Genomic DNA, 19,663 nt, shown 5'->3' with positions numbered 1-19,663 from the left:
CTTTAGAAGAGAGGTCAAATGGCCTCTCTCACTTTTTTTACAATACTTCCATAGATCTCTTTTGTTGCTGCTTCACCCAAAGCCATGGGAATTTTACCTTGGTCGCTTAGGTTTAAAATATCGCTTTTAAGCGGGATTTGTCCTAAAAGAGGGATTTGATAGGTATTGCACAGTTTAACTGCTCCACCACTTCCAAAAATATCGTAACGTTTCCCCGTATCTGGGGCGATGAAATAGCTCATATTTTCCACAAGTCCGAGAATAGGAACATGAATGTCTTGAAACATCACGATGGCGCGGCTGACATCATCGGTTGCGATCATTTGAGGCGTTGTGACAAGTATCATGCCGCTGAGTGGAAGTTCTTGTGCCATGGTAAGTTGCACATCGCCCGTTCCTGGAGGCATATCGATCACCAAAACATCCAACTCTCCCCATGCGACATCTTCTAAAAACTGCATTAAAGCGCTTACTGCCACGGAGCTTCGCCACACGAGTGGGGTATCGCTTTTGGGCGTTGTAAGACCCACACTCATCACTTTAATGCCAAAATTTTCACTGGGAATCATTTGATTGTCATCATTCCATCGTAGTTTTTCAGTTTCAACGCCTAAAAGCCGTGGAATGCTAGGCCCATAAATATCGGCATCCAACACTCCTACATGTAAACCACTTTGCGCGAGCCCAACGGCGAGATTGGCGGCAAGGGTGCTTTTGCCCACACCCCCTTTGCCACTGCTTATGGCGATCACTTTTTTGGCATACGGCGCTCGGTTATTGGGCGTTTGGGTAGAGCCATAGGGGCGTTTGATCTTATTCATGTTCTTCCTTTACATGTAAAGCAAATTCTCTGGTTATAAGATGCTTGGTTTTTTCTATTTTTTGAAGCCACGACTGCATCAAACGTGCTGTTTTAGGATAGTGCACGATGTTCTCATGCAGCGTTTGTGCTTTATGGTCTAAAAGGTCGTTCATCAAAGAGAGAAATACTGGTTCTTGGTGGGTCTCTTTTACATGTAAAAACAATGTTTGCAAGAGGAAAGAGCGTTTTTTAAAGGGAAGTTCCATGCCCAGCGCCGAACCCAGTGTAATGAGATTTTGAGTATGAATGTAACATCCACACTGCCAGAGTGAAAGGAGATGTTTGGGCGTGTCGAAGGGCTCTTGGAGGTGTTGCATCGATTTCCTTTAGTTAAGTTACAATTATGTAACAAATTAATCATACTTCTTTTATTTTACATCGCGTTAAGTAAAGGCAGACTAAAATCGAGTAAATAACTAGGATATAAAGTAACACTTCAGCTATTAATGGGCTTTTTAAAGCATTTCATGGCAAAAAATTGTGTCTTAATCTGTTATTTGTGCCTTTCTTTATGTGTAAAAACGCTACAAAAAGGAGTTTGCATGGGATGGTTACGAGGTATTCTCTTGGGTTCATTGATCGTATCTACACTGTCTGCTACATCAAGTGACATCTTGATTTCAGCGGAGGATGCGATGAAGTTGATCGGGCAAGAGAAAGTGGTGTTTGTCACGGGCGATGACGAAGACATTTATGCTACGGGGCACATCAAAGGTTCCGTCGAGATGTATGCGCATCATTTGCATCATTCAAACATTACGGGCCAAATGGAGTGCGCACCGCTTTTTATGTGCAAGGAGGAGGCGGAGCATTACATTGGAAGCAAAGGGATCGAGAACGACACATTGGTGATTGCCTATGATGACTTTAAAGGGCCTAATGCTACGGGTGTGTATGCGTACTTTAAAAGCTACGGGCATGAGAAGGTGAAAATCCTCAATGGTGGACGTGCTGCGATGATGGCGGCTGATCCTGAGCAGAAAATCTATGACGCGCTTAAAGCGCAGATCAAAGCGGCAAAAGAGGATAAAGCTTTGGCTGAAACGCTAATGGCACAGCTTAAAGAGCAAGAAAAAAAGCTCATTGTGCAAAAAGGTGTTGAAGTTAAAGGGACGCCAAAACAGTACAGCATTGATCTTTCAAAAGTCAATTACACCTACATTGCAGGTAAAGAGGAGCTGCTTAAAGCTGTAGAAGATTTGGTGCAAAAGGGGCAGAAATCTTCGTATGCGATCATTGATGCACGAGGTTTTGAAGAGATAATGGGTGAGCGAAAAATGGACAATGTCGCTCGTGGTGGCCATATACCAGGTGCTACGTTTATTGAGTGGAAAAATGTCACCGATATGGATAAAAAACTCTCCTTCAAAGAGTTAGAAAAAATGCAAGCACTTTTTGCTCAAAATGGCATCACCAAAGACAAAACAATCTACGCTTACTGTCATGTGGGTGCAGGAAGAAGCTCACACATCATTACGGCGCTTGAACTTTTAGGCTATCCTAATGTGAAAGTGTATACGGGCAGTTGGGATGAATGGGCGAATGATATGAACCTACCGATACGAAGATAGAGGAGAAGAATATACTAAAGCGAAGAGACTTTTTAAAAATCTCCAGTGCCACTGCGGCGATGATCGCAGGGGAAGGGTATGCGTTTGCCAAAACGGGCGTGAGTAAAATCGAAAATGCAAAAGAGAATTACCCCAATACGAGCTACACCGAAACCATGTACCGTAATGAGTTTGGATTTACCTACGGTACAAAAGAGGAGCATGGCTTTGCCTACCACTGTGTGAACTGTCAAGGTAACTGCTCGTGGGAAATTTGGTCAAATAACGGCGTTGTGACGCGTGAAAACCAATCTTCACGTTATCCATCCATCAATGCAAAAGTGCCAGACTTTAACCCAAGAGGGTGCAATAAGGGTGTGCAACACTCACAGATCATGTATGAAAAAGACCGATTGCTCTACCCTATGAAACGTATGGGCAAAAGAGGCGAGGGAAAATGGAAGCGCATCAGTTGGGATGAAGCCTCTAGCGAAGTCGCACAAAAGATTTGGGATGTGATGGTTGACCCTAAAAAAGGTCCTGAGAAGTTAATGGTACATGCAGGAACAGGTCTTTTAACCGAAGGCAGACGTGGTGGTCCTCTTCGTCTCTCAACGCAACTAGGAGCCGTGCGAATTTATCCAGCGTCCTACCTTGGCGATATGTTCAGCGGTGCGGCGATTGCCTATGGTGAAGGAAATCTTGGCTGCACGTATGACTTTATGTACACGGTGAACACCGCAGTCTTTTGGGGTGGGAACCCTTCGGTCTCACGTATTCCTGATGCGCACTTTGTATGGGAAGGTAAATACAATGGTGCGAAAATCATCGTCATTACCCCTGAGTTTAATGCAAGCGCACGTGCAGCAGATTTGTGGATACCCATCAAAGCAGGAAGTGACAACATTCTTGCGATGAGTGTTATCTATGAGATTTTAAATGCAAAGATGTACAAACCCGCTTTTGCAAAAACCTATACCGATCTTCCTTTTTTAGTGAGAGTTGACACCAAGAAACTATTGCGACGCTCCGAGATGGAAAAAGGCAAAGATGAAAAAGAACACCACAGCTTTGATGAGCAATTTTACGCATGGAATGCCAAGACCAATGCGCCTGCCATCATGCCTGGAAGTGAAGGGAGTGAGCATAAAACCTTGCGTCTAAGCGACTTTGGCATTGAGCCACTCTTGGAGGGTGAATTTGAAGTTACACTTTTAAGTGGTGAAAAAGTGAAAGTGACCACTGTTTTTGAGATGTTAAAGCGAAGCACTGCACACTTCAGTCCCGAAGCGACTCAAAAAGAGACGGGAGTTCATCCAGACACGGTACGTCAACTTGCACGTGACATCGCCCTTCCCAAAGTTGTCGAGATCACCACAGGCTTTAGTTTGAACAAATACTTTAATGGCATGATGTCTATCTGGAACATCGCTTCTATCTGCGGTTTAACAGGTCGCATGGGACCGTATGGCGGACTTAATACCGAAAATGAGTTCCAACTCAGCGGTCTGGAAGCGCTGAGTGGTTTTAGTGGTAAATACACCGCACGCTTTGGTTCAGGTTTTGTGGGTGAGTTTATTTTGGGCGATGGCATGAAGACGTTTGAGAAGTATTTTAGCGATGCCGATGTTAGGCGAGCACAAAATGGGATGAGCAAAGAGGAGTATATGAAGGTTGTTTCATTGCTGCTTGAAAAAGGCAAAGACGGCAAAGAAAAAGGGGTTAAACCTCATTGGACGCCTGAAGTAGCACTTATTGTGGCTGATTCAAAATTCAGACGTAACAAAGGTAATGACTATAAAGAAGCTTTTTTGAAAAAAACCAAATATTTTGCGTATGTCGATACCCGTATGAGCGAAGCGGCTGTTTATGCCGACATCTTACTTCCAGCCAAAAGCCACTATGAGGTGTGGGATATACGAAGTAGCCCTGGGTATCATCGCTTTACCAACTTAGCGCAACCGGCTAAAAACCTCAAACCTGTGGGTGAATCGATGGATGAGTGGAGTATGTTCTCGCTCATTACCAAAAAGCTTGAAGAGATCGCCAACAAGCCTGAGAACAAAGAAAAAGCCAAAGTCAAAGATGACAAACGCTATGCCAAAGAGGGTTTTCATGACCTAAGCATCGTGCATCAAGAGTTTACGAACAGCGATGAAGAGAGTCGCTCTGAGATGGAGCCACTCTTAGGCACTGACAAGCAAGCGGTGGAAGCAGCATTGGCGAACTGTGTGCAGTATGAGCCGTGGACGATTGAGAAGATGTACAAAACGGGTGGTTTTTTACAGCTTAACGAAAAAGCGGCGAAAAGTTCACCACTCTATGCCGATCGTCCGTTTAACTCTAACGAAGATCATCTCTTTAAATTTCAACGCCTAGAGACACTCAGCGGTCGTCAAACCTTTTACGTGGATCATGATATGTACATTAAGATGGGAGCACAAACCAACACCGGTATGCAAGGCATTCGTCCCGATACTAAAGCCCATCCGTTTGCCATGTTAACACCGCATGCAAGATGGAGTATTCACTCCAATTACAAAACAAGCCGTACCCTGCTTCGTTTACAAAGAGGTGTTCCTGCGATTCAAGTGAATCGTGAAGTGGCTAAAATGAAGGGGATTAAAGACGGCGATTCGATTCGCATTTTTAACGCTATTGGCGAGTTTTATGCGATGGCAAAATTGAGCTCTTCGTGTCCACCCGATGGTATTGTTTTAGAAGATGGATGGGAACCGTATATGTACAAAAATAAACGAGGACATAACGAAGTCGTACCGACAGCGCTCAATCTTTTGGAGATGGCAGATGGCTGGGGGCACTTGAAGTTTGGGGGACTTTGGGATGGAAATCAATACGCTTACGATGGCGCGGTCAATTTTGAAAAGGCAAGGGGGTAAGTCATGTCACAACGTCAATTAGCCATGGTAATGGATCTTAATAAATGTATCGGCTGTCAGACCTGTACCGTCTCTTGCAAAACCCAGTGGACAAACCGCAATGGGCGTGAATACATGTACTGGAACAATGTGGAGACCTACCCAGGCGAAGGCTATCCTAAAAAGTGGCAAGAACTTGGCGGTGGGTTTGATGAAGCAGGAGACCTTAAAGCTGGCGTTGTGCCAAGCTTGCAAGGTGAGTATGGTGTACCTTGGGATTATAACCATGACGAGCTTGCGAGCGGGGCGGAATTTAAACCGCATGTGGATCCAAAATGGGGCCCTAACTGGGATGAAGATGAAGGAGCTGGGGATTTCCCGAACGATAACTACTTCTTTTACATTCCCCGTATTTGTAACCACTGCACCAACCCAGGGTGTCTCAGTGCCTGTCCAAGAGACGCCATCTTTAAGCGTGATCAAGACGGTGTTGTTTTGGTGGATTTGGATCGTTGCCAAGGGTATCGCTACTGTATCGCAGGGTGTCCGTACAAAAAAATCTACTTCAATCCACGCATCTCAAAAAGTGAGAAGTGTATTCTCTGTTTTCCACGCATTGAGAAAGGGTTACCGCCAGCCTGTGCGCAACAGTGTGTTGGGCGTATTCGTTTTGTCGGCTTTTTGGATGATGAAGAGGGGCAAGTTTATAAACTCGTGAAAAAGTTCAAAGTCGCTTTGCCATTGCGTCCTGATTATGGCACTGAATCAAACGTTTACTACGTACCACCAACCGAAGCACCACCAAAATTTGATGCTAGTGGAAAAATTATTGAGGGAAGTACCCGTATACCTCCTGAAGTATTGGAAAAACTCTTTGGCAAAGAGGTGCATGAAGCAGCTAGGACGCTTCGGGCTGAGATGAAAAAGCGTAAAGAGACAGGAGAAAGTGAACTGATGGACTTGCTCATTGCGTACAAACATGAAGATATGTTTAGACTCGATAACAACTATTACGCTGAGTATGCTAAGTCAAAAGGACTACCCGCTATCAAACCTGTGGATGAGCGCTATCTTAGCGGTAAATACACCTCTAAGATGAAGTTTTTTGCAAAGGGGGCACACGCATGAAAACAGTAAAAACGCTCATTTTGTGCATGAGCCTTTTAGGGCTAAATAGTTTAATGGCGCAGAGTTTGAACGCTTTACATGTAAAAGAGGATCTTTCTAAAGTGAGCTTAACGTCTCCTCTTTGGCAGAAAGCAAAAGGGCAAAGTGTTGAGGTCTACCCTCAAACGACCATAGAGATGAATGATGCGGAGCTTATGAAAGCCAATGAAGCGAACCTCGCCAAAATCTTACATGTAAAGACTTTGAGCGATGGAAAATCAGTCGCATTTTTACTTCAATGGAAAGATAAAACCAAAAGCCTTCAAACAGTGCAAAGCACTACCGACTACAGCGATGGTTTTGCGGTGCAATTTTCAACTGCGAATGACAAACTACCCTATATTGGAATGGGAAGTGAGAACCGAGCGGTCATCGTGCATTTGCAAAAAGCAACGGGCACGATTTTTGAGCCCAATAACAGTGGCGATGTTTACCATCAAGTGAACACATCCAACCAAAACACCTTTGCAAAAGAGCTTACTTCGTACAAAAATGAGGTTGCAAAGCAGGGGAGTGGTGATTATCAACGTGCATTTATTGCGGAGGGATTTCGTTCTATGACACAGATTCGAGATAACGCTGAGCCCTCTTTGATGGAGATGAAGTACGACAAAGGTATGTGGAGTGCGCTTTTGGTGCGACCGCTTAAAAGTGAGCACCTAAGCCTTCAGGACAGTTTTCCTGTTGCTTTTGCGATCTGGGATGGCGAGAAGAAAAACCGTGATGGCTCAAAACTCCTAAGTGCTTGGGTGGGTGTGAGTCTGGATGCTAAAGCCAAAGCGTTAGCCCTTTTGGATGAAGTCAAAGGTGATGCGAGCAATGGTGAAACGCTGATGATGGAGAACTGTTCGGCGTGTCATCAGTACAAAACGGTGAAAAATGCCCCTAACTACATGGCGCCAAATCTCTCCAATATCGGAGGATACGCCAATGCAAGTTACCTAAAAGAGTCCATCATGGAGCCAAGTGCGGTCGTGGTTCCTGGCTACAACCTGAATGCGCACAAAAACTTTTTATGGTACACAAGCGATGAAAAAGGCGTGCGTACATCAACGATGCCACCGTTTGCGCATTTGGATGAGAAAAGCGTGAATGATCTGGTTGCCTTTATGAAAACCCTCAAAGTGGAGGTCGAAAAATGAAAAAAATGACACTGTTATTGGTGCTTTTGGCGGTCAGTGTATGTGCCGAGAGTATCGAGAAAAAAGGGTTTTTAACCAGTAAATGGTGCGCGCAGAATGGTTACTTTTCAGACTGTCGTTTGGAAAGCTTTGTGTGTGGCAGTGGTGAGTGTTTCAAAAGCTGGGAGTTTGGCGATAACGTAACCGATGAACTCGTGTTGTTTGTTCACAATGAGCAAAAAATCTATACGATTGATTACAGTACAATTTCTCGCTATAAACTCGATGAGCCGATGAACAGGAGCGATGTGACGATCATGGGGGAACTGCGAGGTGATACCATCATCGCGAGTGGTTTTAAAGCGCCACCACCACCTCAAAAAAGCTTCTTTAAGGGATGTTTATAGTGAATGCCAAAAACCGTGCCCAGATGTACGCTTTTTTATCCAAAATGTTTGCAACCGCTTTGGATGAAAAGCTTATTAAAGAGCTTCAAAGCGATCAAGCGATTTTAGAGCTTGTGATGGAAGAGCACAAAGAGTGGTTTGAAACCACGCCTCTTCTTGAGCTTGAAGAAGCCCTCAATGTCGATTTTAATTCACTCTTTGTGATGCACTCACTTCCCATCGAATCATCCATTTTGGAGGACAAAGAAGAGGTTTTGGTTGGGCTTCAAAACCCTGTCATGCAGTTTTATTTTGAACATGGCTACGAGCTCACCCTGAGCAAATCTGAGCTTTTAGCCCCCGATCATCTTAGTTTTGAGTGTGCCTTTATGCAAAATTTGATCCTGAAAAAAGAGATGGATGCGCAAAGAGCGTTTCTGCAAAAGCATCTTCTCAACTGGGCGCCGATCTATCTTTTAAGCATGATGGAGATGGCGCAAACACCTTTTTACAAGGGGCTTTGCACGTTGGGTGCAGAGTTTATCATCGCTGATTATGAGGGACTATGTTAGATCGAACACGCTACATCGACCGCGTTGGGGCGTTTGCGTTGGATCGTTTGGCGTGTTTGCGCAATGAATATGCCAACAATGCGTGTACGCTCTGCCAAGATTCGTGTGCGCACGAGGCGTTTGTTTTCAAGCAAGGCAAACTGCGCCTGAGTTCTTTGTGCACACAGTGCGGCGCATGTATGGGAGCGTGTCCAACCAAAGCGCTTTCATTGTATGGATTTTCCTTGCAAAAAGCGTTAGAGTATGTGAAAAAAGAGAGCTCACCACTCTTTACATGTAAAGGTGAAATGCCCTGCTTGGGAGCATTTAGCGTTGATGAATGGTGTGCGCTTTTGCTGGAGGGAAAAAACGTTACATGTCATCTTTTGGAGTGTGCAATGTGTGAGCATAACCGTGGGGGTGCGGTTGAGCAAAGGATTCGTGCGCGCATTGATGAAGCCAATGATTTTGTGGGCAAATTGCACAAAAATGAACGCATTAGCTTCTCTTTCCAAAAGCCCAAAGCGAGCACACGCAGAGCCTTTTTTGAGCGTTTCATCGCACCTGCTAAATATGTTCCAAGCTTACCAGAAGCACCGCGGTTTGAGCTCAAAAAAGTGCTTAAAACAACACTTTCTGCGAGTTTGAAGGTGGAGCCTTTCTCTTTTGTACATACGAAAGAGGTTTTGCAAACGTGCGATAACTGCAAAGAGTGTGTGCAGTTTTGCCCGACCCATGCACTGAGTTACAACCATGATCAGACTGAGCTTCTTTTTCAAATGGGCACGTGTATCGGGTGTGGTATTTGTGAAGCGATTTGTAAAAAAGAGGCGATACGACAGGTGCGCAAAGCGGTGGATTTGGTGGATTTTGCCTATGATCTAGCGGTTGTTTTAATGCACCACGATCTACAGGTCTGCCTTACATGTAAATGTGCTTTTTCCTACAAAGGCGGTGAAAAGGTGTGTGAGCGGTGTTATACATTTGAAAATGAACATGCGCAAATGTTTGTTTTGGCATCGCAAAGCCACTAAAAAGAAAAAATATGATAGTCTAACGTAAGATCGAATCAAGGAGTGCGCATGCGATATATCATGATAGCCTTAGCGTTGCTTATCTTTACAGGATGTACCAAGGTAAGCAAAGAGAATTATGACAAGATTCAAGTGGGCATGAGCTACACGCAAGTAACCGATCTTTTGGGCAAAGCGACCAATTGCGATGCGATGGCAGGCGTGAGTGATTGTACGTGGGGCGATGAAAAACACTACATCAAAGTCAAATTAGTCGCCGATAAAGTGATGTTTATGCACTCGGTTGGCATTGAATGAATTAACAAAGGATTAATATAAATCATCTATAATTCCACTCCAAGGAGTTAAAGATGAAGGTAATCCCTCGAAATGTGTTGAGTGCATTATTAACCGTCGTATTTGTGGTTGTTTCCATTACCGGTGTTTTGATGTATTTTAAAATTCGTATGTTTTCCATCCAGTCGTTGCATATTTGGTTAGGGTTTGCTTTTGCACTTGTTGGATGTTTGCATTTGTTCAAAAATTGGAGCGGGTTTCTCTCCTACTTCAAAAAACGCTCCACCTTTGTGTCAGCTGCTTTTGCGCTTCTCGTCACCGCAGCATTTATCATTCTACCATTGATCAATCCGCAAGCCAAAAGCATCTCCCCTAAAAATCAACTTTTTAGTGCGATGCTCAATGCGCCGATTTCAAAAGTAGCGGCATTTGTGGATTTGGATGAAGATATGGTGGTTAAAAAATTAGCCGACAATCAGATATTAGCATCACACAAACAGTCTGTTTCAGAAATTGCCAAAGCGAATGAAAAAAGTAATGATGAGGTTTTAAATATTGTATTTTCAGCGCCAAAAGCGCCGTAGTGTGAGGCTTTACATGTAAGGAAAAATCCTTACATGTAAAAGGTTTAAAGCGTTATTTTTCGTCTTTTCTAAGAGCCTCTTTTGCCCCTTTCACTGCGCCATCCATCATGTTTTTTGCCACTTCCCATGCACGAAATCCTAGCTTTTTCGCATCCTGTGCCATCTGTTTGGCGGTCTCATTTTCAAACTCAAATTGTTTGAACGATTCGACTTTTTCCGATGCCTTTTTCTCAAAGTTATTTACATCTTTTTTAAGCGATTCAAGTTTCTTCTCAGCCTTGTCTTTAAAGGTTTTTTCAAAAACAGACGCCTCTGCTTTAAGCTGTTCAATGCGCTCGCTAATGACCTCTTTGGCATCGTTGGCAGCACGTTTTATTTTAGCGGTTGAGCTGTTCATCTCTTTGATCATCTCTTTGATGAGACTTGCAGAAATGCCCTCACTGTGCGAAGCGGTGACTTCCAAGAGGGTTATAAACTGCTCGTCCATACGCAAAAGCTCTTTGCGAAGCTCCGAAAGATCGGTCTCTAAAAGCCCTTCCATGGACTCAGTTGGCGCATATTTGAGATCATTTTTAAATTTATCGATCGCTTTGGTAATACCTTCGCGCACACCGTTGATCGCGCCATCTAAAATATCTTTCGCATGTCCTTGATCTTCATCGGCGATGTCGACACTTGCTGTAATAATCGTATTGGAAATATCAATAATGCGCTGTTTGGTCAGATCGCCCTCGGCGATGGTTTGAAAGCTGAGGTTTTTGGTGATCTCATGAATCGTATCAGCGATGTCTGTGCCATTTTCAAGGGTTGTCAGCAGTGCTTCTTGGGTAGTCTCTTTGAGAATACCTAGCATCTCAATTCCGCGCAGTTTTGCATCGTGCAGGGCGGTTAACGCACTCTCCTGCGTTTCGGGTTGCATATGAGAAATATGCGCTTCAAGAACACAAAATGCTTCCGCAACGGCGAATCTAATTTGCTGTTTTTGAGCAAAAATGCTCTTCTCTAACTGCTCTTTTTCGTAGATGGATTTGTATAAAAATGCCTCTTTTTCATGGCTGATCGCTTTTAAAAGACCATCGATCACGGCACTAATGGCACGAGGAGATTTGAGCCCTTCATCGTGCAGTGCTTTGCAGAAAAGCTCAAAAAGCTCGCCGATACGGTTGTGAATGTTGGCTTCATCTTTGAGACGTTGCACTTTTTTACGTGAGAGTTCAAAGCTAAGCTCACTGATCAGTTTTAACAGATCCGCATTGCCTTTATTCTCTTTGAGTGTGGCTAGAAAAATAGTATAGGTAGATTCCATGGTGTGACCTCTTTTACAGTACAAATTTTATGTGTTGGTGACTTTTCAGCAGGTGAAAAAGCATTTTACGATCGTCCGCATTGTGAACAAGAACGCGCAGGGTATAACTTGCGTAGTTGCCTTTCGTGCTGTTTTGCGATTTGCGAACCTCATGAATGCGCTCTTCTAAGATCTCCTGAACTAAGGTGGTGACGTTGTGCTCGACGCTAAGGACGAGCTTGTACTCCCAATGACATGGGTAATCAAGCTGAAGTTCGGGTGTAGTTTCCACTTTTGCCTCCACTTTTAGATTCGAGTTGAATGTCGCTGATGACCATCGATTTATCGATAGCTTTGGACATATCGTAAATGGTTAAAAGCCCAATGCTCACCCCCGTTAGCGCTTCCATCTCCACGCCCGTTTGCCCTTTGAGTTTTGCGGTAACAGTGAGTTTAAATCCAGGAAGCTCTGGAAGCTCTTCCACGTCACAATTCACGGAAGTGAGCATCAAAGGGTGACACATAGGGATAAGATCACTGGTGCGTTTTGTTCCCAAAATCGCTGCGATAACCGCGGTTTGAAGGACGGGTCCTTTTTTGGTTTGCTGAGAGATAATCATATCAAACGCAACTTGACTCATCGTGATCATGCCACTAGCAATCGCAACCCTAAAACTCTCAACTTTATCGCTAACATCGACCATCTTTGGTCTATCTTTTTCATCTAAATGGGTGAGTTTCATCCGCCCCTCTTTGGTTTTTCTTGGTTTCTTCTCTTCGGCACTTAGGCGATTGAATCTGCCCTGCTGCTTGGAAAAGAAGTCAAATCTATTATAACACCATTTCTCTTAAGTCCCACGTGTGATAAGAGTGTGTCATTTTTTCTCATTATTCAGAAAAACAGCCCACTTGCAGACTAGAAATCTTGATTTTATGCTACAATGATTATGAAAAGTCATTCAAGTTACCTTGAAATTAACGTAGTTACGGGCAAAAGGTAACGCGGGTGGTTCAAAAATGAGGAGTATGGTCAAGATGAATATTTACGTGGGCAATGTAAAGTATGAGATGACGGGAGATCAACTTAAAGAGATGTTCTCAGCGTATGGTGAAGTATCAAGTGCAAGAATCATCAGTGATAGAGAGACTGGACGATCTAAAGGTTTCGGTTTTGTTGAAATGCCAAATGATTCAGAAGCGTTAGCTGCAATTGAAGCGACAAACGAGAAAGAGATCGGTGGAAGAACTTTAAAAGTGAATGAAGCCAGACCTCGTGAAGAGCGCCCAAGAAGATCTCCAAGAGATTTTAACTAGGCGTTACATGTAAAGAATCCCCACGCTCTTGGCATGGGTTTCTTTACCCTTTTACCTCTGCTTAACGTGAAAGCGCAAAACCTATGCCGATACGATCGGTTCGTTTATTATAATCAATCAAACTTTCTGAATAGCCGCTATAGAGTTGAATGTATCCAAATAAATTCTCTGCCCACATTGGGAATGTCCAGTCAAATTGCACAGCACCTTTGTTCTCTTCTGAACGCATATTGTTGCGCACCAATACTTTAAAGGTCTGTTTTTTCCACGGATAGATCAGCTCCAAATCTCCATACCCTAAATAGTCATCAATGTCGGGATTATCATCACTTGCTTCATCCTCAGGTAAACGGTACCAGACACGAGGTGAAATAACAAGTCCGCCTGCTTGGAAAAAGGCTTTAGCATAGACTCTGTTCCATGAGCGCGATTTATCGCCACCTTGTCCGTTGGATTGATGCACAATACCCAATTGATAGGCTTTGATAAAACTATCGGTATCAAAGTGAGGCATAATCATAAAAAGCTCTGGCTCATAATTGCTCTCGCGAAACGGAGATGAATCCGACGCCGTTTGCCACCATGAGGTTTGGGTATACGCAACCACAAAGCTCTCGTTGAGTCCCAAAAGATTATCACTCAAGCCTTTTTGAAAACTGACTTGGAATTTAGTCTCTTGATTGTCTCTGTTTGCGTGATCGACGGTGTCATAGGTGATGGGTAGAAGATAGTTCATCTTATAAGGCGCTATGTCAAATGTTTTGGTCACCATTTGGCGTACTGAACTTTGTGTCTCTTCGTCATCGTCATACGGTGTTAAGAAAGAGCCGTAGATGGCTTCCGTGCGTTCTGCTTTTTGATGCTGTTGCGCGATGCTGTTTTCTAACTCTTTATTTTGGGAAGTTTTGGCTTCAAAACTTAAAATCGCCGCTTGTTTGTACCAGTATAATGAACGTTCATTATTGTGTTGTGCCTCGTATTGTTTGGCTAACTCATACGCAGCCTTCGCATCGCCACGTTTGGCTTGCTCCTCAAGAACAGTGAGCTCACCTGCCAAGAGTACCCAAGGAATTTGTGCTAGAATAGCACACAAAAATATTTTTTTCACGCGTTACCTTTCAAAAGATAAAATTATAACGCAATAATGGTGGATATAAAATGAATCGTATACAAAAAGGAAATATTGCAGGGCTTAGTGCCATTTTGCTGTGGGCAACGTTGGCACTTTTTACCGTTTTTACCCAAAAAATTCCCCCGTTTCAGCTGACGTTTATGGCATTTAGTGTGGCATTTATGATTGGGCTTGGATTGTGGATCAAAGAGGGTAAAGGCATTATGATTCATCTGAGATTGCCGTGGAAAGTCTGGTTGGTCGGCATTTACGGTCTTTTTGGTTACCACTTTTTTTACTTTTTAGCGCTTAAAAGTGCTCCCGCTTTGGAAGCCAATCTGATTAATTACCTCTGGCCTTTGCTGATTGTGCTTTTGAGCAGCTTTCTTCCCCATGAAAAACTACGATGGTTTCATATCGTAGGAGCCCTTTTAGGGTTTATGGGAGCTTTAGCTCTTTTAGGATTTGGCAAAGAGATCGCTTTTGCTTCTCAGTATACGCACGGTTACATGTACGCGCTTTTGTGTGCGTTTATTTGGAGCAGTTATTCGGTGCTTTCACGCTATTTTGGTTCCATTCCTACCCTCAGCGTTGGAGGATTTTGTGGTGCGAGTGCACTGCTTTCCTTGTGTGCGCATTTGGTGTTTGAGCAGACGTATATGCCTACTTTGGAAGAGTGTATCGCGGCAATTGGGTTGGGACTCGGTCCCGTTGGGGTGGCTTTTTTTGTCTGGGATTATGGGATGAAACAAGGTGACATTAAGTTAATTGGCTCGCTCTCGTATGCGACACCGCTTCTTTCAACACTCTTGTTAGTGCTTTTTGGACGATCAGCTCCCAACAGCGCAATTTGGCTCGCGTGTGCCCTGATCGTCCTTGGTTCGATACTCTCTTCCCTCCCTTTTTTTAACGGGTTGCTTTCAAAGATTAGTACTCGTAATCGACCACTTTAGAGACGGCATTCAGTGATTTGATGAAATTCACCACTTCGACATGAATCGGATGCGTTGCGTAGGTTTGCAAATCCTCTTTGGTCTCAAAATCACTGATGAGGGCGACATCAAAGGCTCGCTCTTCTGTGCAAAAATTGATGCCAACTTCCAGATGCTTCACAAAATCCAGTTTGCCTTGCATACTCATAATGCGATCTTTCACCGCTTGTTTAGACGCCTCAGAATTATCAGGCAGTTTAAAAAATACAATATGCTTAACCATCATTTCTCCTTCATTTTTGGACATTATAACACATCTAAAGGAGAAAGAAATGATGCAATGACGTGTGACATTTAACACTAATTTAACACTTTGGCGATAGACTCAACACAATTTTCCAAAAAGGAGCAAAGGATGCAAAAAAGTCTATGGGGAATCGTTTTCGCAATCGTTTTCGCATTGGGATTACACGCAAATGAGTTCAATAAGATGGCGACGGGTGAGCCAGAGTTGATTCAAAAAGGGGATGAAAAAGCGTATTGTCCTATTTGTGGGATGAGTTTGAAAATGTTCTACAAAACGTCACATGGGGTTATCTTGAAAAATGGTACCGCAAAACAGTACTGCTCTATCAGATGCCTTGCGGCGGACTACCCAGCCATTGAATCACACATTTCTAAAATTGTGGTCACCGATGTCAAAAGTGAAAAACTCATCGACGTGAAGAGTGCATTTTATGTGGTCGGTTCTAACGTGCCTGGAACGATGAGTATGGTCAGTAAACTTGCCTTTGCTAATGAAGCCGATGCCAAAGCATTTGCGACAGAAAACGGTGGTGAAGTGATGACTTTTGATGCAGCCTTTGCCAAAGCAAAAGCCTCTTTAGCCAATGATGTTGATGAGTTTATCAAGAAAAAGCAAAAGGGTATGTACCCGATGGGTGAGAAAATCTACAATGGCAAATGTGAAAAAGAGAAGATTCATCTAGAAGCGTTTAACACCATTGCGGAGCTCAAAGTTGGTTTGAAAAAAACGCAAGTGTGTGGAGAGGTGAATGAGCAAGAGCTCCAAGCGGTTTCACTGTATCTTTGGGAAATTGTACGTCTAGAAGCGCATGAGCATAAAACAACGATTCATGTCGAAAAAGATGAAAAATGCCCTGTATGCGGGATGTTTGTTTACAAGTACCCCAAATGGGCGGCACGTATGAATTACAGTGAAAATGGCAAATCCGTTAGCCATGCGTTTGATGGCGTAAAAGATCTGTTGAAATTTTATCACGCGCCTTCAAAATGGGGCAATTATACGAAACATAAAGACGCGGAGCTTACTATTTTGGTCAGTGATTACTACACGGGAGATGCGATCGATGGAATGAAAGCATTTTATGTTGTGGGAAGCGATGTTGTGGGACCAATGGGAAAAGAGTTTATTCCTTTTAAAACCCTCACCAGTGCGCAAACGTTTATGAAAGATCATAAAGGCCTACAGGTGGTAGAGTTTTCTAAGATCGATGAAGCGCTGGTTTACGCGCAGGACAAGTAAGTTAGACTAATGAATGAGGTTGCTCGAAGATATAGCCTTGAAAAAGATCAAATTCAAGTTCACGAGCAGCCTCAACAATGGCTTTTGCGTTAAGGTGTGTTGCCACACTTTGGATGTTTTTACTCTGCGCTAGCACGACAAGGCTTTTACATGTAAGCTGTGCAGATGCGCCCAGTGCGAGATTTCGAATAAGATCACCATGCACTTTGATTACATCAATGAGCCCTGCTTCAAACTCGTTGATCAGCTCGACATTATCGACATTATCCAGCGCAAGCATCAGCCCCGCATCTTTGAGTTCTCGCATCGCTTTTTTTAAATTTCCAAGAGGCGTTTTTGGATCGTATTGAATCTCTAGGACGATTGATTTTTCTGCAAAACACGTTTTCAAAAAGCTTACATGGTTGGTGTTGATCAGATCTTCAGAGGAGAGGTTGAGTGCAAGGCGCAGCCCTGTTTGGTCGCACAGTTGTGCCACTTTGTGTGCGATGCTTTCAAAAAGTGCATTGTAGAGATTGCGTTCTTTGGCAATTTTTAAAAAGAGTTTGGGCGATTGGAGGGTTTGATGATAGGCTAAGCGAAGGAGCGCTTCGTAGTAAAAAGGCTCTTCATTTTGATCAACAATCGCTTGAAAATGGAGCACGATTTGCCCATTTTCAATCGCACTTTTCATCATCGCTTCCATCGCTTCTTCGTTTTCACTCATCAACACATTGGCAAATTCGGAGTAGGTGACAAAGGGTTGATTTTCTGCTTTGGCGACTAAAAGGGCTTTTTGTGCTTTTTCCAAAGGTTCAAAATGGTCAAAACTGATGCCGATGTGAACTTCGACCTCGATATTTTTATTTTGATAGGCAAAGCTTAGACGCTCCATCTCTTCGCACAGCGCAAAGATGAGGTTCTCCATCTTGGAGAGTTCAAAAGGAGTGTCGAGCAAAAGAGCAAATTTATCATCGTGTATGCGAAAAAGCTCCATCTCTTTGGCTCTTGCAAAGCTTTGTAGCGTCATCGAAAACGCGCACAATACGAAATTTCCCCCTTCGTCGCCAAACTCCAGATTGATATTTTTGAACTGTTTGATGTCGACCAAAAAGAGTTTGGGGCTTTTACATGTAAGCAGTTTGGCTTCAAACGCATTGAGGGAAGAGACGTTAGTCAGTGAATCGATCATAAAAGCTCCTGTGCTTTTTGGTATTCATCAGGATGGTTAAGGTTGAAAAAAGGCTCGTCTGATTCAAAAGTGATAAATTTGGTACGGCTTTGGCTGAAAACGGAGCGGATTTTGTGCTCATTCTTGGCAAGTTGCGCACGCATTGTCTTCGCAATAGAGGGGGCATAAATCGCGCAGAGTTGATGTGAAGCGCACGGGGAGGCGGCAACAATCGCATCATCTCCCTCTTCAAAATTTTCATACAGTGTTTCAAAAATCTCAGGCGTGACAAATGGGGTATCGACGCTGAGCACACACACAGGCGTTTGCAACTGCTCCAAAATGGAGAGCAGTGCAACCAGAGGTGAGTGGTCGGTAAAGTTGGGATTATCGTCGATAAAGGAGGCTTCAAACGCAAATTTTTCGCTGTTTTTAGCGCTTACATGTAAACGAGGAAAGTAAGGTTTGAGCCTGTGAAGTTGGAACTCGGTGAGTGTTTTAAAACCGCCAAAGGGAAGCAAGGCTTTATCGCTTCCCATGCGCGAACTTTTCCCGCCTGCGATGATGACTAAAGGCAGTGGGATCAAAGGCATTACAGTGATCTTGGATCGGTGATTTTGCCCATAACGGCACTGGCAGCTGCTACGGCTGAGTTGGCAAGGTAAATCTCGCTTGTGCGCGCTCCCATGCGTCCCACAAAGTTACGATTGGTTGTGGAGACACAACGTTCCCCTTCGCCCAAAATGCCCATATAACCGCCTAAACAGGCACCACAGGTTGGGTTACTAAAGACCGCTCCTGCTTCTATAAAAATGTCCACCAAGCCCTCTTTTTGCGCTTGCAAGGAGATTTTTTGTGTTGCTGGGGTGATGATAAGGCGTGTTTTACGTGCGACTTTACGACCTTTTAAGATGCTTGCCGCAATACGCAAATCTTCCAAACGACCGTTGGTGCAACTGCCAATAAAGACTTGATCGATGCTCAAATCATCTTTGACCGCTTCATTGATTGATTTGCCATTCGATGGTAAAAATGGATACGCAATCACGGGCTCAAGATTGGCGACATCGATGTGAAGGACGTGCACGTAGGTTGCATCAACATCCGAGTAGAAGAATTTTGGCTCGCGTGCAAGATTTTTGTCGTTTAAAAAGGCTTTGGTAATGTCATCCACCGCAACGATACCGCTTTTGGCACCCGCTTCAATCGCCATATTACACAAGGAGAAACGATCATCCATACTGAGATAGCCAATGGTGTCACCTGTAAATTCGAGCGTTCGGTACAATGCGCCATCCACGCCTAAAATACGAATCACTTCAAGGATCAAATCTTTTCCGTAAACGTATTTTTTAGGCTTTCCACTAAAGACGACTTTGATGGATTCGGGTACTTTAAACCAGTTCTCACCCGTAATCATCGCAAACGCTAAGTCAGTGGAGCCCATGCCCGTAGCAAAAGCGCCAAGAGCGCCGTGCGTACAGGTGTGTGAATCGGCACCGATGATGACATCGCCTGGAACGACGAGCCCTTTTTCAGGTAAAAGTGCGTGCTCAATGCCCATATCTTTTTCATCAAAATAGTGTTTAAGGTCGTGTTTGTACGCAAATTCACGGCTGATCTTGGCTTGGTTCGCACTGGCAATATCTTTGGCAGGAATATAGTGATCCATCACGATGCTAAAGCCGTCGGGATTGGCAAGTTTGGTCGCGCCACTCTGCTCAAATGCTCTGATCGAGATAGGCGTGGTAATGTCGTTGCCGATGACCATGTCGATTTTACTTTTGATAATCTCGCCAGCTCTAACTGCGTGACCCACGTGGTCGCTAAAAATCTTTTCAGTGATGGTTTGTCCCATGGTATGCCTTTTGTTTACATGTAAGAATTAGGGGTATTTTAGCGAAAAAAGGTTTAA

The 19,663-nt window shown here is 43.8% G+C and carries 22 protein-coding genes; 12 read left to right on the top strand and 10 right to left on the bottom strand.

Annotated features, from left to right (window positions below; all coding sequences use genetic code 11):
• Positions 1–14: 14 nt before the first annotated feature.
• Positions 15–821, bottom strand: a complete 807-nt coding sequence (locus SHALO_RS14970) for an Mrp/NBP35 family ATP-binding protein (protein ID WP_069479240.1) — start codon at positions 819–821, stop codon at positions 15–17.
• A complete protein-coding gene (locus tag SHALO_RS14965; protein ID WP_069479239.1) occupies positions 814–1,179 on the bottom strand; it encodes a hypothetical protein in 366 nt (121 codons plus the stop codon). Before SHALO_RS14965 ends, SHALO_RS14970 begins: the two co-directional genes overlap by 8 nt.
• A 225-nt stretch (positions 1,180–1,404) precedes the next feature.
• On the opposite strand from SHALO_RS14965, the gene SHALO_RS14960 reads away from it, so the two are divergent.
• Genes SHALO_RS14960 through SHALO_RS14920 form a run of 9 tightly spaced genes read left to right on the top strand, consistent with a single transcriptional unit; the run spans position 1,405 to position 10,410 of the window.
• Entirely contained in the window at positions 1,405–2,433 is a 1,029-nt protein-coding gene (locus SHALO_RS14960; protein ID WP_069479238.1) for a sulfurtransferase, read from the top strand.
• A gap of 59 nt (positions 2,434–2,492) precedes the next feature.
• Positions 2,493–5,312 carry a molybdopterin-dependent oxidoreductase gene (locus SHALO_RS14955; RefSeq protein ID WP_069479237.1) on the top strand — a complete coding sequence of 940 codons (2,820 nt, stop codon included), beginning with the start codon at positions 2,493–2,495 and terminating at the stop codon, positions 5,310–5,312.
• A 3-nt stretch (positions 5,313–5,315) separates the two neighbouring features.
• The gene (locus tag SHALO_RS14950) at positions 5,316–6,419 is read left to right on the top strand and encodes a 4Fe-4S dicluster domain-containing protein (protein ID WP_069479236.1); all 1,104 of its coding nucleotides are present in this window, start codon (positions 5,316–5,318) and stop codon (positions 6,417–6,419) included.
• The gene (locus tag SHALO_RS14945) at positions 6,416–7,600 is read left to right on the top strand and encodes an ethylbenzene dehydrogenase-related protein (RefSeq protein ID WP_069479235.1); all 1,185 of its coding nucleotides are present in this window, start codon (positions 6,416–6,418) and stop codon (positions 7,598–7,600) included. Before SHALO_RS14950 ends, SHALO_RS14945 begins: the two co-directional genes overlap by 4 nt.
• Positions 7,597–7,986 (top strand): hypothetical protein, encoded by a 390-nt coding sequence (locus SHALO_RS14940; protein ID WP_069479234.1) that lies wholly within the window; start codon positions 7,597–7,599, stop codon positions 7,984–7,986. Before SHALO_RS14945 ends, SHALO_RS14940 begins: the two co-directional genes overlap by 4 nt.
• The gene (locus SHALO_RS14935) at positions 7,986–8,537 is read left to right on the top strand and encodes a TorD/DmsD family molecular chaperone (protein WP_069479233.1); all 552 of its coding nucleotides are present in this window, start codon (positions 7,986–7,988) and stop codon (positions 8,535–8,537) included. Before SHALO_RS14940 ends, SHALO_RS14935 begins: the two co-directional genes overlap by 1 nt.
• Positions 8,531–9,550 (top strand): 4Fe-4S binding protein, encoded by a 1,020-nt coding sequence (locus tag SHALO_RS14930; RefSeq protein WP_069479232.1) that lies wholly within the window; start codon positions 8,531–8,533, stop codon positions 9,548–9,550. The genes SHALO_RS14935 and SHALO_RS14930 overlap by 7 nt, the downstream gene beginning before the upstream one ends.
• A 48-nt stretch (positions 9,551–9,598) precedes the next feature.
• Positions 9,599–9,847: a DUF3862 domain-containing protein gene (locus SHALO_RS14925; protein WP_069479231.1), complete on the top strand. Its 249-nt coding sequence runs from the start codon at positions 9,599–9,601 to the stop codon at positions 9,845–9,847.
• A gap of 53 nt (positions 9,848–9,900) precedes the next feature.
• Positions 9,901–10,410, top strand: coding sequence for a DUF4405 domain-containing protein (locus SHALO_RS14920; RefSeq protein WP_025346294.1), 510 nt, complete (start codon positions 9,901–9,903; stop codon positions 10,408–10,410).
• A 52-nt stretch (positions 10,411–10,462) separates the two neighbouring features.
• Here SHALO_RS14920 and SHALO_RS14915 read toward each other — a convergent pair whose 3' ends face one another.
• Genes SHALO_RS14915 through moaC form a run of 3 tightly spaced genes read right to left on the bottom strand, consistent with a single transcriptional unit; the run spans position 10,463 to position 12,438 of the window.
• On the bottom strand, positions 10,463–11,716 hold the full coding sequence (locus SHALO_RS14915) for a DUF6781 family protein (protein ID WP_069479230.1): 1,254 nt from the start codon (positions 11,714–11,716) through the stop codon (positions 10,463–10,465).
• A gap of 13 nt (positions 11,717–11,729) precedes the next feature.
• Positions 11,730–11,987: an HP0495 family protein gene (locus SHALO_RS14910; RefSeq protein WP_025346288.1), complete on the bottom strand. Its 258-nt coding sequence runs from the start codon at positions 11,985–11,987 to the stop codon at positions 11,730–11,732.
• On the bottom strand, positions 11,959–12,438 hold the full coding sequence (gene moaC / locus SHALO_RS14905; RefSeq protein WP_069479229.1) for a cyclic pyranopterin monophosphate synthase MoaC: 480 nt from the start codon (positions 12,436–12,438) through the stop codon (positions 11,959–11,961). Before moaC ends, SHALO_RS14910 begins: the two co-directional genes overlap by 29 nt.
• Before the next feature lie 292 nt (positions 12,439–12,730).
• Here moaC and SHALO_RS14900 point away from each other — a divergent pair, with 292 nt between their 5' ends.
• A complete protein-coding gene (locus tag SHALO_RS14900) occupies positions 12,731–13,009 on the top strand; it encodes an RNA recognition motif domain-containing protein (protein ID WP_025346286.1) in 279 nt (92 codons plus the stop codon).
• A gap of 61 nt (positions 13,010–13,070) precedes the next feature.
• Here SHALO_RS14900 and SHALO_RS14895 read toward each other — a convergent pair whose 3' ends face one another.
• Positions 13,071–14,117 (bottom strand): phospholipase A, encoded by a 1,047-nt coding sequence (locus SHALO_RS14895; RefSeq protein WP_238585258.1) that lies wholly within the window; start codon positions 14,115–14,117, stop codon positions 13,071–13,073.
• A 50-nt stretch (positions 14,118–14,167) separates the two neighbouring features.
• Between SHALO_RS14895 and yddG the strand changes: the two genes are divergently transcribed.
• The gene (gene yddG / locus SHALO_RS14890) at positions 14,168–15,073 is read left to right on the top strand and encodes an aromatic amino acid exporter YddG (protein ID WP_069479228.1); all 906 of its coding nucleotides are present in this window, start codon (positions 14,168–14,170) and stop codon (positions 15,071–15,073) included.
• Here the strand turns inward: yddG and SHALO_RS14885 are convergent.
• Entirely contained in the window at positions 15,048–15,338 is a 291-nt protein-coding gene (locus SHALO_RS14885; RefSeq protein ID WP_223809734.1) for a Dabb family protein, read from the bottom strand. The genes yddG and SHALO_RS14885 overlap by 26 nt on opposite strands.
• A 129-nt stretch (positions 15,339–15,467) precedes the next feature.
• Between SHALO_RS14885 and SHALO_RS14880 the strand changes: the two genes are divergently transcribed.
• Complete coding sequence (locus SHALO_RS14880; RefSeq protein WP_069479227.1) at positions 15,468–16,598, top strand: nitrous oxide reductase accessory protein NosL; 1,131 nt, start codon at positions 15,468–15,470, stop codon at positions 16,596–16,598.
• A 1-nt stretch (position 16,599) separates the two neighbouring features.
• Here the strand turns inward: SHALO_RS14880 and SHALO_RS14875 are convergent, their stop codons facing one another.
• The 3 genes from SHALO_RS14875 to leuC are packed head-to-tail and all read right to left on the bottom strand — an operon-like array spanning position 16,600 to position 19,606.
• Positions 16,600–17,769: an EAL domain-containing protein gene (locus SHALO_RS14875; RefSeq protein ID WP_069479226.1), complete on the bottom strand. Its 1,170-nt coding sequence runs from the start codon at positions 17,767–17,769 to the stop codon at positions 16,600–16,602.
• Positions 17,766–18,341, bottom strand: a complete 576-nt coding sequence (mobA, locus tag SHALO_RS14870; RefSeq protein ID WP_069479225.1) for a molybdenum cofactor guanylyltransferase — start codon at positions 18,339–18,341, stop codon at positions 17,766–17,768. The genes SHALO_RS14875 and mobA overlap by 4 nt, the downstream gene beginning before the upstream one ends.
• Complete coding sequence (leuC, locus tag SHALO_RS14865; RefSeq protein ID WP_069479224.1) at positions 18,341–19,606, bottom strand: 3-isopropylmalate dehydratase large subunit; 1,266 nt, start codon at positions 19,604–19,606, stop codon at positions 18,341–18,343. The genes mobA and leuC overlap by 1 nt, the downstream gene beginning before the upstream one ends.
• Positions 19,607–19,663 lie beyond the last annotated feature (57 nt).

The sequence above is a fragment of the Sulfurospirillum halorespirans DSM 13726 genome (assembly GCF_001723605.1).
Lineage (GTDB): Bacteria > Campylobacterota > Campylobacteria > Campylobacterales > Sulfurospirillaceae > Sulfurospirillum > Sulfurospirillum halorespirans.
Note: the sequence above shows the minus strand (reverse complement) of the source record. Positions and strands in the feature narration are given on the sequence as shown.